Below are 14,133 nucleotides of genomic sequence, written 5' to 3' on the forward strand. Positions count from 1 at the left end.
GAGGGTCTGTAGACGTCGCCTCCTCATAACCAGCAGCTTATCCAACAAATTCAAGCCAGCACCATGGAGGACCTTATCCACCCATTGTCGGTTCACCGTTCCGGCTTCGGTCTAGACCATCTGCCTCGCTTTGGCTTCATGCTTCTTGACCGACGTCGCGAATTCGGATCGCGTCCTCTTTTGAAACGCAGACGACCCCGTCAAGATCGCCCAGGATTAGATCGCCCGGCTGAACGACGGTACCGTTAGTAGCGATCGGAGAACCGATCTCGCCTGGTCCCGTGCGATAGGCGACCACGGTGGATCAAGGCGACGGTCAGCAACACCCCTTGTAAGGCCTGTACAAAAACGCCCCAGAAATCGCCGAAAGCAGCCACTGACCTGGCCTAGAGGGGGCCAAAAAAAACCCGCCGGTGCGGCGGGCAGTTGGGGAGGCCTCCATGGCCGATGTTCGAACATTTCGCCGTCCCGATAGTTGCAGCGGTCCCAGCCACTGGAGTGGTCTGTACGAGACGGAACATTTGCCGAGAGGCGTGGGGCACATTTCAGCGCTCTATCCCAAGCCCAACCGGGCCTTGTTGGTCAAGTTCGCCTGAGCGCCTTCGACCTCGCATGGTAGATTCTCAGGGTTCTACCCGACATTCCTGTAGCTAACTCTTGGCTCGGCCGCACAAAAGGTCCTTCGATTTCATAATCAACCAGTTCGGCACGAGTGCAATCGGTGCTCACCGGAAGTCGCACCCGGAGCTCTACCGGGCCGAGGCCGTCATTGCCGTTTTCAATGACACGCGCTTATCAATCCCGCCGCGCCTCATGGCGCCTTCTGAACTGGCTGAAATGGAGGCGGACGAAGCTGACGACGTGGTCTCGACGAACGTCGCCGTCAATCTTTAGGGCGGTTTGATCGGACGCGACGGCATCAAGATCCGTCAACGGACCAAGGTTAGGCCATGGCCGTCATCAACAGGATCAATCAGCTCTGACAAGGCAATCGGCTTGCAAGCAGGCGGCAATGAACGCGGATCGGGCATCCTCAGCAGGGCAACCTCCAGACAATGCGCCCATGGCCGCCCGCCGAGCCTTCGCAAACGCAGGGCCGCGAGGGCCCGGCCATCGATTGCAAAGGAAGTCATATGCATCGGCGGGCCCCGATATGAGTTGCACGGAGGTGTTCCTCGCAGCTGCGGACACCGCCTCTGCCCAGCTCTGGCTGAAGTCAATTTTTACGATCGGATCGTCCTGCATCGATGTACCTCCGCTAAGGGGCGTGCTTTTCTCCTGAACGTCGGGTGCGCGGCCTGCGGTGAGGCAGTCGGCCCCAATCGATGGCCTATCGAAGCCGGTAACTCAGCTTTCTCAAGATCATCGAGCAGCCCGCTCCGCTCTTTGGTGTGCACCCGGAACATTGGCATGAGAAACCCTTCTCGGTGGCCAATTACCAACTTAACTGCTGAACCAGGTAGCAGTTTCCGTCACAAAACGTACGGAGACACTTTCATGCGAAGCGTTATCCGTTTTAGACTTAGACGGCTCGGCTTAAAGTGCGAGGAGTTTTGATGCATGGCAGATCATTCTCTTTGCGGCTGCAGTCAGGCCGCTACTCGGCATGCTTCTGCTGCTTGTTCCCTTCTGGGTGAGAAGCTGGGAAGCCGTCGGTGTTTTCCTGGCGATAGGATATGTATATGGTCTCGTGCCGTCGGTCGTGGGTGGCGTATTGTTCTCCATACTGCGCTATCGGTCTGGATCAGGATTTTGTTGTGCCGGTTTTTGCGGCGGAGGCGCGACTGCTCTCTGCGCAGTCGTAGTGGCGTACTCTAGGCCGGGCGCGTTTAGCGGGCTGGAGATTTCTTCGTCCCCGATCTTCTATATCGCTGGCATTCGTGGGGTCCTTCCGGCCCTCGGTACCCGGCTCTTGGCCCAATATTTTGCGCCAAATGCATTTGCGAATCCTTCGCCATGATGTCCGCAAAGGACCAACTGCGGACGATGTTCGAACTCTGTCCGCTAACGGATATGCGGGAAATAGCTTGACGTTGCCCCGCCGATCAGAGAAGCGCCGGCCGCAGGCTGGGAAAGCGGGAATTCTCGACACAGCTCAGCCGGAACAAGGGCACCCGCAGGAGCCTTAGCATAGCAACGCCAAAGCGGAAGGCGGGACCGACTGCCCCCGGATGAGCCGTTCCGCTTACTAGACCTCAAGGCTCCATTGTCCGGGCAACCAGCTTCGCGAGCTTTGCGGCTCACTTAGCTTCCTCGCGTATGTTCCTGCGTTGAAAGGAGTTGAACCGGCGACCTCGCTATTTCGCGTTTGGGGCCGCTTTCGGCCTGTCCGGTTCTGGCATCGACAATGACATACCTGCCATAGCAGCGGCGCCTCCACTGAGACCTGCCTACCAGCAGCGAGAGCCCTGCCCACCTGTACAACCAGCGAAGGATTCGGCTCAGGAGGAATCGCGACTTGTTGCTATATTCGGTTCATGGGACCGCGGCGGACGCGAGTTTATGGCGGCCCCTCCTTAGGCAGGATGGCATCAGGGGGAGTTTTCGAATGATACCCTTGGGATAGGTCAGCTCTTCTTCTCGAGCTGAGTTTCAACCTTCTTGCGGCTGTTTCCGACGTCGCGAACCGCTTCGTTGACGTCTTCCTTTGAGACACCTGTTTTGCTGGCTTCGTAGCGGACTTCGTAGTCCTGTCCCCGGCTACTCTTGCTCTGTCCTGGTTGCGGCCTCTGTTGGTCTGTGGCATCTACCTCTCCTTCAATCCGGTGGAATAACTGGTTTCGAATCGTGCGGCGCAAGCGGCGACGCGCACAGATCGCCAGTTAGATGGAACAAACTCAAGCAGTCAGAGCCAAAACGGCTCGGCTACGGCCCGCGGAGGCCCCGCAGCGGTGGCCAGGCATTGGAGCAACTTTCTCATCGGGGGCCTACCGAACGTGGGCCCTACTACCTGGCTGCGAAGGCTCTATGCCTGGCTGCCCTCGAAGCGAATGAACATCGTGGAGCGGCACGGGAAGCTTTCAAAAAGCATGCGCCGAGGCTTGCCTGGATGCTTCCGCAGGAATCGGCATGCCCCTCGCATCTCAACACCACCGAATTCCCTTGAGGTAATATTCCATGGCACTCACACACCGCAGGTTTAAAAGCAGACGCGATGCATCCAGGGGCGCGGGGGATGTCGCTGTTGTCGTCAAGATCAGTTCGCACGAGAGGAAGAAGATCAATTCTCCTTCCGAGGCACTGATCAGATGGCAAAGGGCTGGCCGGCAGAACGGGCAAGCAGCTATTAGCAGTCGCGCGTCACATTGCATTAGCAGCTTATTCTCCAACTCTGACACGCGTTTCCAATCTGACACCAACCGCCGCATTGCTGTCGGTCACGAAACTTTCGCTGTTGTTGGCCAGTTCGAACGGAAAGGAGTCCAGGGCGATGACACCAATAATAGACTTTCCGCGGTGCTGGGAGCGTGACAACGTCAATCGAGGACACCTAGGCACCGCGAACGGAGGAGAACTTCGCAGACCTCCGCAACCGGCAGATACTCCCCTTGAGCAAAACAATCATGAATGCCAGAAATATTCGCAGGCACGCGTCGTCGGCGAACAAGGCCATAAAATTGTAGATCTGGTGAAGCTTCGGCGGCATAGCGTTCTGAACGCCGTCCGAGGCAGAATTTTCCAGGAATCGCCCTTAGGTTCTCTCAAGGAGGGGGAAGCCTGCTTCACATCCGACTATACCGGGACGGCTGAAGCGGCCATTTTGCATCTTCCAGTAATCTGGCTTGTTCGGGAAGGCAGGCATTATCGCTCATTTCGCTGCTGTGCTCCCGACGGGACTGGGAAGCTAATCAAGGAGTGGAATGTCGTCGAAGAAGCCGTCGGGATGAAAGCCAAGGGCAGCCTATTGTGGAGGCCAATCCATCGCTTCGTGTCAAACCTCACGAACCCGGAGGCGCGCCTGAAGGAGATCGACGCGCAGCTAAAAAATCTCGTTTCCCGAAACTGGCGCAACCGATGAATGTACTGTCATGAACGACGTCGTCATCAATGCGTCCGATCTGGCGAGAGCGCGGCAGCTCAATGCGATCCTACGGGTGCTTCCTCGTTTCCACACGGATCGCCGCTGGAACGCGCGCTTGGTGAACAAGCTCCTCACGCTGCACGGCACGATACCTCGCCTGCGGCGACAGCGCTCCAAGGTGTCTGTTACATCTATCCCCGGCACCTCCTCCTCGATCCGGGTGACCCATCCGAGGAGCCATTCCCCCGGGCTTCTGCTTCATTTCCACGGCGGGGCATGGATTATGGGATCTGCACACCTGGAAGACCGGCTGGCGGGCATAATCGCCAATGACACCGGCCTTATTGTTGCAGCGGTGGACTTTCCCAATGCCGTCGACGACGATCTGGAGCGAACGCTTCGGGATTGTATCGCTGTCACCGAATGGGTGGTCAAAAACCTTGAGACATTTGGTGTCGGCAGCATCCTGATGTCCGGCGAATCGTCAGGAGCGCATCTGGCGCTGGAGTCGTTGCTGCACCTGCGCTCGATGGGCACTTATGATGTCGTGCGCGGTTTCTACGCCGTCTGCGGCGCCTTCAATCTTGAAGGATCTGACAGCCTCCGCGACAGCACAGGCAGCACCCTGTTGATCGATGGCCCGTCCGCGCTCAGGAACCTTCAGCGGCTATCTCCGTCCCTTCCTTCTCATCTGCGCCGTGGGCCGTTGCACGCCGACTTGCGGGAACTGCCTCCCGCTCTTTTCATCGCGGGGCGACTTGATCCCATCGTTGATGACAGCATCGAAATGCACGCGAAATGGCTCAAGGCCAACAGCAATGCCCGCCTCGCAGTGATCCCCGAAGGGGCACATGGGTTCAACCGTTTGCCCACACGACTGGCATCGAAGACGAATGCCTTTGGAAGACGATGGCTCATGGCACAATCGACTGGAGCTTGTGGAGACGGAACCTTCAACGGCGCGAGTTAACGCAGATCCATCTGCGCGATCCCTCGGAGTCTGTCCAACGACGTCACGGAAGCCCACGAGCTTCCGGTATGCTTCGTTCACCAGTTCGAAGACATGTTCCTCGCCGCGCATCAGAGCAACGAAGCCCGGAGCTTGTTCGAACATCCCACGCAGACGGTCAACCTCGCTGCTGCGCCATTGCTCCGCCACAACCCTGTCGGTGGTCTCTATGACAGTCGCCAGAACGCCGATAGGACGACCGTCTGCTCCAGGAACCGGCGAGTAGTCCAGATCGAACCAGGCGTCGTCCGGCCGCCGCGATGAAGTGCCAGATGCTGATCCCGGTAGGCTAGGTTCTCACCCGCCATTACCTGGCTCATCACATGATCGTTGAAGGCTGCCGTCTCGGGCCAGCCCTCCCTCACCCTGCTTCCAAGAAGGCCGGGATGGCGCCCCCCGGCGATTTCCGACTAGGCGTCGTTGTAGATCATCACGCCTTCTTCGCCCCAGAGCGCGACCATTGGCCGGGCAGAATGCAGTATTGTCGCGGTGATTGTTTTCACCGATTCCGGCCACGAAGCCGGCTGTCCGAGCGGCGTGGATGCCCAATTGAAGTCCCTGATCAAGCTGGAAAGGCCGCCGTTATGGCCAAGGAAGTCGAAGTCGGAATGAGCCATTGAAACCAGGTCGCCATTTGCGGAGAGAATTACCTAGTACGGACGACGCAACAGGGGAAGCGTGTAGATCTAATTGAGCCTTGTCATCCGCCTCTTGATCAGTCTTTCAGACGGGCCAAGGAGCAGCCGACCGTCTAGGCGGCCATCTTGATCAAGGTCTGCGTCAGGTCGTCGATGTTGTAAGGTTTGGAAAGGAAGATGCTCCGCTCGGGCAGCTCGTGGCGCAATGGCCGCTGCTTGCCGGAGACGACTACGATCTCGACAGGCGGCCAGCGGCGGCGGACCACCGCCGCCAGATGAAGACCGTCCATGCTTCCTGGCATGTCGATATCCGTCATCAGGATTCTGATATCGGGGGCCTGCTCGAAGAGCTGCATGGCCTCGTCCGCATTACTCGCTTCCAATGGCTCAAAACCGGCGTCCTCGACCACTTCGGCTGCCAACAACAGGAGAAGAGGCTCGTCCTCTACAACAAGCACTTTGCACGTCATGATCTGCCCGTCACCCTCCGCCCGAGGCGGCATAACGGACGGCATGTCCATTAGGTTCCCCTAACATCTACAACTTGTATGCATTGTTGTCTGATCGCCGCAAATCGCACCTGAGCGGTTAGGTTGACGTTTCTTTAGAATTATCCATAGCGCCTTTGCGCAAGCTGCCAAGATGAAATCGCTCCCCTGCCATCCGGACTCGCTCGGATGGTCGCGCTCGTGTGCGGCGTCTCCCACGACTGAAAAAGGCTGGTCAGAAATGTCCGAGTTGGAAGTTCACGAGGAACCATCTCCTAGCCCGGACTTGAAGCCGGTTGACGAGGAGCTTGCCTATCGCCTCCGCCAGCAGCGGATCGCCGCGGACTTCGGCTACCTGGCCTTGAAAACGCGGAACCTGACCGATCTGCTTCAGGAGGCGACACGACTCTGCGCCGAAGGAATGAACGCAACCTATGCCAAGTTTCTCCGCCACCTAGGAGACGGCGCCGGCTTTCTGGTCGAGGCCGGAGTGGGCTGGAGGGAAGGCGTCGTAGGTAACGCGACGGTCGGCGATGACTTGGAAAGTCCGGCCGGCTACGCCTTCCATGCCGGGAAGGCGGTCATCTCCAACCACCTCTCCAATGAAGAGCGATTTAGAACCCCATCCCTCCTGGCCGAGCACGGCATCAGACGCGCCCTCAACGTCATCATTCTATGTGAAGAGAAAGCCTATGGTGTGCTCGAGGTGGACAGCCCTGGCGAAGGCAAGTTTGACGAGGCGGACGTCGCGTTCATGGAGAGCTTGGGCGCAATCCTCGGCGTCGCGATCCAACGTGACGAGAGCGACCAGCAGCTCCGCGAGGCGATCCGGCATCAGGAAGTTCTGACCCAGGAGGTCAGTCATCGCGTCAAGAACTCGTTGAGCATCGTCGCAGGCCTTCTTTCGATGCAGGCTCGCATGTCGCTTAACGAGGAAGTGGCGCTAGCGCTGCGGGATGCGGGCCACCGGGTGCAGACGATTGCCTCCGTCCACGACAGACTGTGGCGGAACAATGCCGTGCATTCGGTTGAGCTCGACAGCTTCCTCGGCGAGCTATGCGAGCAACTGGTCGCCGCCACAGCCGGTATTACCGTTCGCTGCCGTGCCGATGGAACCAAGGTCCGCACGGAACAGGCGGTGACGCTTGGCCTTCTCGTCAACGAGCTCGTGACGAACGCCATCAAGTACGCCTATGACGGGGGTCAGGGGGAGATCGAAGTCGAACTCGCCAGTCTCCCAGAGGACTTACTTCAGCTTTGCGTCGTCGACCACGGCCAAGGGCTGCCGTCGAACTTCGATCCTGCCGGAAGGACAAGCCTGGGGGTCAGGCTGATCGGCTCTCTCAGCCGCCAACTCGGAGGCGAGCCGGAATGGCGACGCATGAACAGGGGCACAGCCTTCGTCCTCCGGTTCAAGCCGGCGACGCAAGACTGAGGCTCCACAGCTAGCGGTCCACTTGTTGCTGACCACAAAGCCGCTATATCGATGCAGATACCGTCCACCTAAAGACATTCATGAGCAATATGACACCGCCGAACACGACGCCGCGCGAGCGGTTCCTCGAAGCCATTCTGCAAAGCGCGATCGAGTATGCGATCTTTTCGCTCGATTTGGATGGGCTGATCACGAGCTGGAACGAAGGCGCGATCAGAGTGCTGGGATGGACAGCAGAAGAAGCTATGGGTCTTCCCGGATCGATCATCTTCACCGAAGAGGACAAGAAGGCCGGAGCCCCGCAACAGGAAATGACCACCGCGCTCCAGGAAGGCGGAGCGCTGGACGAGCGATGGCACTTAAGGAAGGACGGCTCCCGCTTCTGGGCCTCAGGCCAGTTGATGGCGCTACGATCCGACGACGGGACTGTTGAGGGCTATGTCAAGATCCTGCGCGACAGAACGGATCAACGGGAGACCGAGGACCGGCAGCGAATCCTGATGCACGAGCTCAACCATCGCATGAAGAACACCCTGGCGGTGGTTCAGGCTATCACGGCCCAGTCGTTTCGCAGCGTTTCGTCTCTGGAAGAAGCATCGGCTTCAATCACCGCACGGATTGGGGCCTACGCTAAGGCGCATGACATTCTTCTGCAGCGGGACTGGGTCGGCATGACCATGAGGGCGGTTGTCGAAGCGACAGCGGCGAACCTGGCGCTCACCGGGTCGGAGCGTTTGCGGATGCGCGGGCCGACGATGGAACTGGGGCCACAGGCGGCCCTTTCCTTCTCGTTGGTCTTTCACGAGCTTGCAACGAACGCGCGGAAGTACGGCGCGCTGTCAGGCGATGAGGGTTCTGTCGACGTCGTCTGGTCGCTTTCGACAGCCGGCGGCTCACAGCGGTTTCAGCTTTCATGGATCGAGATGGGAGGTCCCACAGTGGTGCCGCCGCAACGGAAAGGCTTCGGCAGCAGACTGCTCCAGTCCAGCCTTCGTGCTTTCGGAAATGCCAACGTAGAATTTCCGCCGGAGGGCGTCCGTGTCAGGTTTGAAGGGGACGTGGAGGCGCTCCAGAACAGAGCCTGATCCATCAGATCCTATGGCCTCATTGGATCAAAGCGCTACAGGAATTCTTGTGAGTTTCTGCGGTGGCGCAACCTGTCGCCCCTCGTGGCGAGCCATGGCGTAAGCCACGGCTTGCGCGATGGTCTCGTTGTCGTACGTTTTCGTCAGCACCGCGACGCCTGAATTGCTGGTCAGGACGGCTTCTGGATTCGCAGTGGTGAAGACGACGGTGACTCCATGCTGTGCCCTCAAGATTTCTGCGATCTCTGGACCGGTGACACCATCGGCAAGCCGCACGTCCACCAGCGCGACCTTGGCGCTGTCAACGCTACGCAAAGCATCCTTCTTGTCGCGAGCCGGCCCCAGAACCTCGTGCCCGAGATCCTCCAGAATCGACTCAAGGTTCATGGCGATCATGAGTTCGTCTTCAACGACAAGAATACGCATACTGTCTTCAGCCTCCAGGGTTTGGTGCCAAACTCATATTAGCATGAGCTGTTCCAGCGAACCGCTCTAAAGGCACAGCGGCACAGCCGCACAGCGCCGAGCGCCTCGCACCGTACGCTCCCAGAGGGAAACTCCCGATGAGACGTGGCAAATTGCTGCATCGAACCCTATCATGCCGTGATGAGCGAAAGCATCACACGCTACTATTTCAACGTCCTCACCCCGTCTGGGGTCATCCATGATATCGAGGGCACTGAACTTTCGTCGCTGGAGGATGCTCGCGCAGAAGCCATCAAGGACGCCCGGGACCCCATGAGCCGGGCCGTCCTTCAGGGTCGGGACATCTCGGATCAAAGCATCGAGATCTGCGACGATGCCGGCGACGTGCTGAAAGTTGTGGCTTTCAGAGAAGCCATCTCCGAGGTAGCCCCTCGTCACTCTGCGACCGGCACTGTGCAGAACTGACCTGATCTTTCGTCCGTCACGAAATGTTACCCTGGACGCCAGCGATTAGCCTCTCATACTCCCGCTCCGGAATTCCGTAGCAGCCGCCAGCAAGCCTCTCCAGCTTTGGCCGATTCAGGATATGTATGTTGCCCCGCGTGGCTTTGATGATACCGAGTCCTTCGATCATATGGATCTGGTCGGTCACGCTGGACCGCCTGACCCCGAGCATCAGCGAAAGGAACTCGTGTGTCAGCGGCAAGTCCGGAAGACGGATTCGATCGTGACACATCAGAAGCCAGCGGGCCAGGCGTTGTGGCATCTGGTATCTGGCGTTCGCCAAGGCGGAATGGGCAAGCTGCAGTTCGCACGACAGGACATATCGGAGCAGAAGGTCTGAAGCCTCAGGATGCTGGCGCAACACTTCTTCCAGGAAGTCTGCTGAAACGGCCAAACCGGATCCTGCTACCTGCATGAAGGTCTTGTTCGGCGTTCGCTTCGTTTTCAGGAGAAGGTGCACGCCGCTCATACCCTCGTAACCAAGATGACCCACTTCGATCGTCTCGCCATCGGAAGCTTTCGCAACGATGGATCCCAGGCCGTCCTCGAGAAAGACAACGTAGCTGGCGGGAACGTCAGGCTCGACAAGAACATGACCTACTGGAAGATCGACTTGTTCAAGCTGGCCCGATAGCGCCGAAAAGCAGCTTTCCGAGATTGCCTTTAGAAGTCGGTTGTAAACTTGAGCTCGTTCGATGGGCACGACACCGTCCTCCGTTCGGGGAAGAGCCCGGTCCCATGCATGCCGCAGATCGCAGCAGGCAATGTGCAGACCATGAGCTATCAGTGCGCAGCGCGCTATAATCTATCTTGGGTTTGTACGGTTCTGACATTGAGGCGTCCGCCTGCGGCTGGGGCAGTGTCCGCCATGCAAGCCTCCGCTCAAGACGTGACTTCAACAACCGTCGTCAGCTCAACCGTCAGAACGAGGTTGCCAGTCTCTCCTATCACGCGGATCACCAACCCTTGCCCGTTCCAGAAGGTGTCGTCTTCGGCCATCATCGTCGCGGCTGTCTTTACTGCCAAAGGAAGAACCAGATCATCGGATGCAACTTCCGTCCCGACCTCGTCCAGGTAATCAAGGTCATGATGAATATGGAAGAAGTAGCGTACCATAGCACCCTCGTTAATGGTTCTTGAACATAGGCTTCGCCCCATCTACCGTCCGTCCAACAATGTTCCCTTCAGTCTGTGAAACAAGATCGCCGGCTCGATCTGCGACCTCGCCATCGCGCCGCTCCGTGCGATTGAGGTGCAGGTAGCCGGACTCGTAATTGGCAGCTTTGCGCAGCCGCTGCGTGTCCAGGACTGTGAGGACCTTGTTCTTGAACTCGATCAACCCAGCGGCTCTCAGGTCCTGCAATGTCTTGTTCACGTGTGGAGGAGTAAGGCCCGCTGCATCAGCAAGATCATCCTGAGTGATTGGAAACCAGAAGCTGTCGTCGGTGGTTTCGCCCACTATCCGGTGGCGAATGAGCAACTCGTAGAACAGATGCGCGATCTGCTCGCGAGCATCCCTGCGCCCGTGATCAATAATCCATTCGCGCAGGATGCCGGAATCGACCATCGTTCCCCACCACAGTGCCTTGGTGATGTTGGAAGACTCGGTCAGCAGTCCTTCAATCACTTCGGCTGGGATAAGGACACATGTGGTATCCGTCATGGCGATGATGTTGTGATCCATGGCTCGCAGAACGAAGACTTCAACGTCGCAGAGATCTCCCGGCACCAGGAACGCCATGATCTGTCGCCGGCCGTCAGGAAGTATTTTGGAGCGAGCGGCCAGTCCGGTCACTAACAGATGGATGTTGCGGACTTCCCTGCCCTCTTCGATGATCACGTCACCGCGGGAAAACGCCGTCGTCGGGTAGCTAAGAAGCTGGTCGAGGCGCTGTCGGTCGTGCTGGTCGAACCGAATGAACTGCTCGAGTTTCATTGTCAGAGAGTTGTCCATGACAAGTTCCTCCAAAGGCGATAACGCGGTGGCAACGCCAGCGTTCCGGATTGGAAGCCGCAGAGTCAGAGGCCCATGACCTTAGCTCAGAAGGGCTTCTGGCGCACAGACGAGGTGATGCGGTGGCCTGGAGCAATGTCTGCTTACGGGCAGGCGCGATAACGACCTCTATGGCCTATGTGACGGCGCAAAACCGCCACAGCGATACGCGCCTTCGCCTTGAGGGGGATCTGAACCAACGTCCACCCGCCTTATGGCGTTTTTTGATTGGCAACAGGTTCTCTGGCGAACCTGCCAGGGGAGCAGCCGATCCTTCTGCTAAACGCTGTGCTGAAGGCGCTGGCGGATTCGTAGCCGATTTCGTCCGCGATCCGGTCGAGTGATTTCCCGCCCCTCAATAATGCCTCCTTGGCGATAGCAATACGCCAACGGGCCAGATATTCGATTGGAGCACAACCAATAACCTCATGGAAGCGCGCGGCGAAGGCCGATCGCGACATTCCCGCTATCCCTGCAAGATTGGCTACCGTCCACCTCGTTCGCACGTCGTCGTGGATGGCACGCAGAACGCGGGAAATGGCGGGATCGCGCAGACCGTTCAATAGGCCCGCTGATGCTGCATTGTTGACGATAATATTCCAACGCAATGCCTCTACCAGCAGCGTCTCCAGCAATCGCTGGATGATCAGTTCCTTGCCGGGGTAGTGGGCGATGCACTCCTCCGACAGCAGTTCGATCAGGCGGCCAAATCGCGTCGCGCGCCCGGCTGAGGCGGAAATGTGGATATGATCGGGCAGCAGCGCGAGCAGCAACGGCGCGTTGACACTCTCAATCGAGAAGCTTCCGCCCAGCGCCGCGAATTCAGGCTCCCCTTCTTGCTCGCCGTGACGGACAGCTTCAGCCAGAGGCTCAGCGGGAATGCAGGGTGCGCCTGGTTTGCTGCACAGCGAGAACGCCGGCGTCGTCGGCAAAAGGAGAAAATCGCCTTCGGCAATCCGAAGCGGCTCCCGGTCACCTAATGTGACCCATGCTTCTCCTGCCAGAACGACAGTGAACCCGGGTGCGTCATACGGTCTATAGCGAACGCCCCATTGGCCGCGCCCGGAGATGGGCTTTGCTATCGCGGTGCTTGGCTGCAAGAGGGTTATGATATCGCTGAGAGGGTCCATGTTTGGACGATCCGTGATTGTTTATGGATTCAGGATTATGGATCGTATCGTGAGGGCTGTCTATTGTCACCTTACCCAAGCCAAGGAGACATCTATGACCAAGACCATCCTCATTACCGGGACATCATCGGGCTACGGCAAGGCCACTGCCGAACACTTCCTTTCTCGTGGGTGGAATGTCGTCGCGACCATGCGCCGCCCGGACCCATCGCTGTTTGCCGAAACGGACCGGCTGCGGGTGTTGCCGCTCGATGTCACCAGATCCGAGAGCATCGCCGCGCTAATGGGCTCTATCGGTTCAATTGACGTGCTGGTGAATAACGCTGGCCTTGGCGGTGTCGGTGCGTTCGAGGCGATGCCGATGTCGCTCATCCGCCAGCTTGTCGAGACCAACACGATTGGTGTTATGGCAATGTGCCAGGCCATCATCCCGCAGATGCGCGAGCGGCGGTCCGGAACGATCATCAATGTCACGTCGAGCGTTACCTTGGGAGAATTCCCACTCGCAGCAGCCTATACTGCGACCAAACAGGCCATTGAAGGCTTCTCGGCATCGCTCGCACATGAACTTGGGCACTTCGGGGTCCGAGTGAAGCTCGTCGAGCCCGGTTATGCACCAACCACCCAGTTCGGTGCAAATGCCATTGTTCCAGTCTCGGAGCTGCTTCCCGGTGGATATGCTGACTTCGCACAGCCAATTCTCGAGGCTTTCGCGAAGCCCGCACTTACCACCACGGAAAGCGATGTTGCAGAAGCAGTCTGGCAGGCCGTTTACGATACCGAAAACCAGCTTCGCTTCCCTGCTGGAGCAGACGCTGTTGCGCTTGCTCAGACCCGCTGAGGCAGGATGTTGCATGGGCGGCAGTGGCTGGATCCGCCATGCTTTCTGCTGCCTGCGTGTCCTCCCGTCTAGTGATTGGCTGACGCGCGGCATAACGGATATTTATGGCAGTCTTTTACTCGGTTGGGGCCAGAAGACCGGTTTGCACCCTTCGCCACTCTCGGCAATGGTATACCTGTCTACTGCCAAGCTCCCTCATCGTTCTTTTGACGACGTCCTGACAGCAGTCGGCATCGAGGTGGGGCTTGCACTGAATGCCACGGTGGCACAGGACTGAAGCTTTCAAATCCTAGCGCGTCATAGAACTTCCGCTGATATGATGCTGTTCTAACCTTCCGGCGGATCGTACCCGTCGTACACCTTCGGCGGCGGCTTCGACCCGGAACCTATGGCTTGCGGGCCCACCCGCCTGCGGAGCGGGCGGACCGGTGCAACTGCGGCAGAGCTTGCCCGAGCGGAACAAGCGGGACCAATAGCCCTATAAAAGATGTCACGGCCGCGATTGCGAGCCAGCGCGGTGGAACGCAAGCGTCAGAGGTCCAGCCGTTGTGCAAACCGACTTT

18 protein-coding genes are annotated in these 14,133 nt (G+C 58.4%); 8 read left to right on the top strand and 10 right to left on the bottom strand.

Annotated elements, in window-relative coordinates:
* Positions 1-136: 136 nt before the first annotated feature.
* From M1E10_RS02990 to M1E10_RS03000, 3 genes are all read right to left on the bottom strand, one after another.
* Positions 137-298, bottom strand: a complete 162-nt coding sequence (locus tag M1E10_RS02990; protein ID WP_499172646.1) for an RraA family protein — start codon at positions 296-298, stop codon at positions 137-139.
* 671 nt (positions 299-969) lie between these two features.
* On the bottom strand, positions 970-1,245 hold the full coding sequence (locus M1E10_RS02995; protein WP_499172647.1) for a DUF982 domain-containing protein: 276 nt from the start codon (positions 1,243-1,245) through the stop codon (positions 970-972).
* Between the two features lie 1,322 nt (positions 1,246-2,567).
* A complete protein-coding gene (locus M1E10_RS03000) occupies positions 2,568-2,798 on the bottom strand; it encodes a DUF3606 domain-containing protein (protein WP_499172648.1) in 231 nt (76 codons plus the stop codon).
* Between the two features lie 104 nt (positions 2,799-2,902).
* Here M1E10_RS03000 and M1E10_RS03005 point away from each other — a divergent pair, with 104 nt between their 5' ends.
* The 3 genes from M1E10_RS03005 to M1E10_RS03015 all read left to right on the top strand — a co-directional run bounded on the left by M1E10_RS03005 (position 2,903) and on the right by M1E10_RS03015 (position 4,991).
* Positions 2,903-3,106: a DUF982 domain-containing protein gene (locus M1E10_RS03005; RefSeq protein WP_499172649.1), complete on the top strand. Its 204-nt coding sequence runs from the start codon at positions 2,903-2,905 to the stop codon at positions 3,104-3,106.
* Positions 3,107-3,430: 324 nt separating this feature from the next.
* Positions 3,431-4,018: a hypothetical protein gene (locus M1E10_RS03010; RefSeq protein ID WP_499172650.1), complete on the top strand. Its 588-nt coding sequence runs from the start codon at positions 3,431-3,433 to the stop codon at positions 4,016-4,018.
* Between the two features lie 10 nt (positions 4,019-4,028).
* Complete coding sequence (locus M1E10_RS03015) at positions 4,029-4,991, top strand: alpha/beta hydrolase (RefSeq protein WP_499172651.1); 963 nt, start codon at positions 4,029-4,031, stop codon at positions 4,989-4,991.
* Between the two features lie 449 nt (positions 4,992-5,440).
* On the opposite strand, the gene M1E10_RS03020 is transcribed toward M1E10_RS03015, so the two are convergent.
* Together M1E10_RS03020 and M1E10_RS03025 are read right to left on the bottom strand one after the other, a co-directional pair.
* A complete protein-coding gene (locus tag M1E10_RS03020; protein WP_499172652.1) occupies positions 5,441-5,647 on the bottom strand; it encodes a hypothetical protein in 207 nt (68 codons plus the stop codon).
* A 134-nt stretch (positions 5,648-5,781) separates the two neighbouring features.
* The gene (locus M1E10_RS03025; RefSeq protein WP_499173455.1) at positions 5,782-6,138 is read right to left on the bottom strand and encodes a response regulator; all 357 of its coding nucleotides are present in this window, start codon (positions 6,136-6,138) and stop codon (positions 5,782-5,784) included.
* 259 nt (positions 6,139-6,397) lie between these two features.
* On the opposite strand from M1E10_RS03025, the gene M1E10_RS03030 reads away from it, so the two are divergent.
* Complete coding sequence (locus M1E10_RS03030) at positions 6,398-7,591, top strand: sensor histidine kinase (protein WP_499172653.1); 1,194 nt, start codon at positions 6,398-6,400, stop codon at positions 7,589-7,591.
* 80 nt (positions 7,592-7,671) lie between these two features.
* Positions 7,672-8,676: a sensor histidine kinase gene (locus M1E10_RS03035; RefSeq protein ID WP_499172654.1), complete on the top strand. Its 1,005-nt coding sequence runs from the start codon at positions 7,672-7,674 to the stop codon at positions 8,674-8,676.
* A 27-nt stretch (positions 8,677-8,703) separates the two neighbouring features.
* Here M1E10_RS03035 and M1E10_RS03040 read toward each other — a convergent pair whose 3' ends face one another.
* On the bottom strand, positions 8,704-9,102 hold the full coding sequence (locus M1E10_RS03040; RefSeq protein ID WP_499172655.1) for a response regulator: 399 nt from the start codon (positions 9,100-9,102) through the stop codon (positions 8,704-8,706).
* A gap of 180 nt (positions 9,103-9,282) precedes the next feature.
* Here M1E10_RS03040 and M1E10_RS03045 point away from each other — a divergent pair, with 180 nt between their 5' ends.
* Positions 9,283-9,567, top strand: a complete 285-nt coding sequence (locus M1E10_RS03045) for a DUF6894 family protein (protein ID WP_499172657.1) — start codon at positions 9,283-9,285, stop codon at positions 9,565-9,567.
* A 16-nt stretch (positions 9,568-9,583) separates the two neighbouring features.
* On the opposite strand, the gene M1E10_RS03050 is transcribed toward M1E10_RS03045, so the two are convergent.
* From M1E10_RS03050 to M1E10_RS03065, 4 genes are all read right to left on the bottom strand, one after another.
* The gene (locus tag M1E10_RS03050) at positions 9,584-10,309 is read right to left on the bottom strand and encodes a Crp/Fnr family transcriptional regulator (RefSeq protein ID WP_499172658.1); all 726 of its coding nucleotides are present in this window, start codon (positions 10,307-10,309) and stop codon (positions 9,584-9,586) included.
* A 179-nt stretch (positions 10,310-10,488) separates the two neighbouring features.
* Positions 10,489-10,722: a DUF6894 family protein gene (locus M1E10_RS03055; protein ID WP_499172659.1), complete on the bottom strand. Its 234-nt coding sequence runs from the start codon at positions 10,720-10,722 to the stop codon at positions 10,489-10,491.
* Between the two features lie 10 nt (positions 10,723-10,732).
* Positions 10,733-11,560, bottom strand: a complete 828-nt coding sequence (locus M1E10_RS03060; protein WP_499172660.1) for a Crp/Fnr family transcriptional regulator — start codon at positions 11,558-11,560, stop codon at positions 10,733-10,735.
* A 251-nt stretch (positions 11,561-11,811) separates the two neighbouring features.
* A complete protein-coding gene (locus tag M1E10_RS03065; protein WP_499172662.1) occupies positions 11,812-12,729 on the bottom strand; it encodes an AraC family transcriptional regulator in 918 nt (305 codons plus the stop codon).
* Between the two features lie 94 nt (positions 12,730-12,823).
* On the opposite strand from M1E10_RS03065, the gene M1E10_RS03070 reads away from it, so the two are divergent.
* Both M1E10_RS03070 and M1E10_RS03075 read left to right on the top strand, forming a co-directional pair.
* Positions 12,824-13,570, top strand: coding sequence for an SDR family oxidoreductase (locus M1E10_RS03070; protein ID WP_499172663.1), 747 nt, complete (start codon positions 12,824-12,826; stop codon positions 13,568-13,570).
* Positions 13,571-13,583: 13 nt separating this feature from the next.
* Positions 13,584-13,847: a hypothetical protein gene (locus M1E10_RS03075; protein WP_499172664.1), complete on the top strand. Its 264-nt coding sequence runs from the start codon at positions 13,584-13,586 to the stop codon at positions 13,845-13,847.
* The last annotated feature ends 286 nt before the right edge of the window (positions 13,848-14,133 follow it).

The organism is Rhizobium sp. PK7-22 (genome assembly GCF_056530405.1).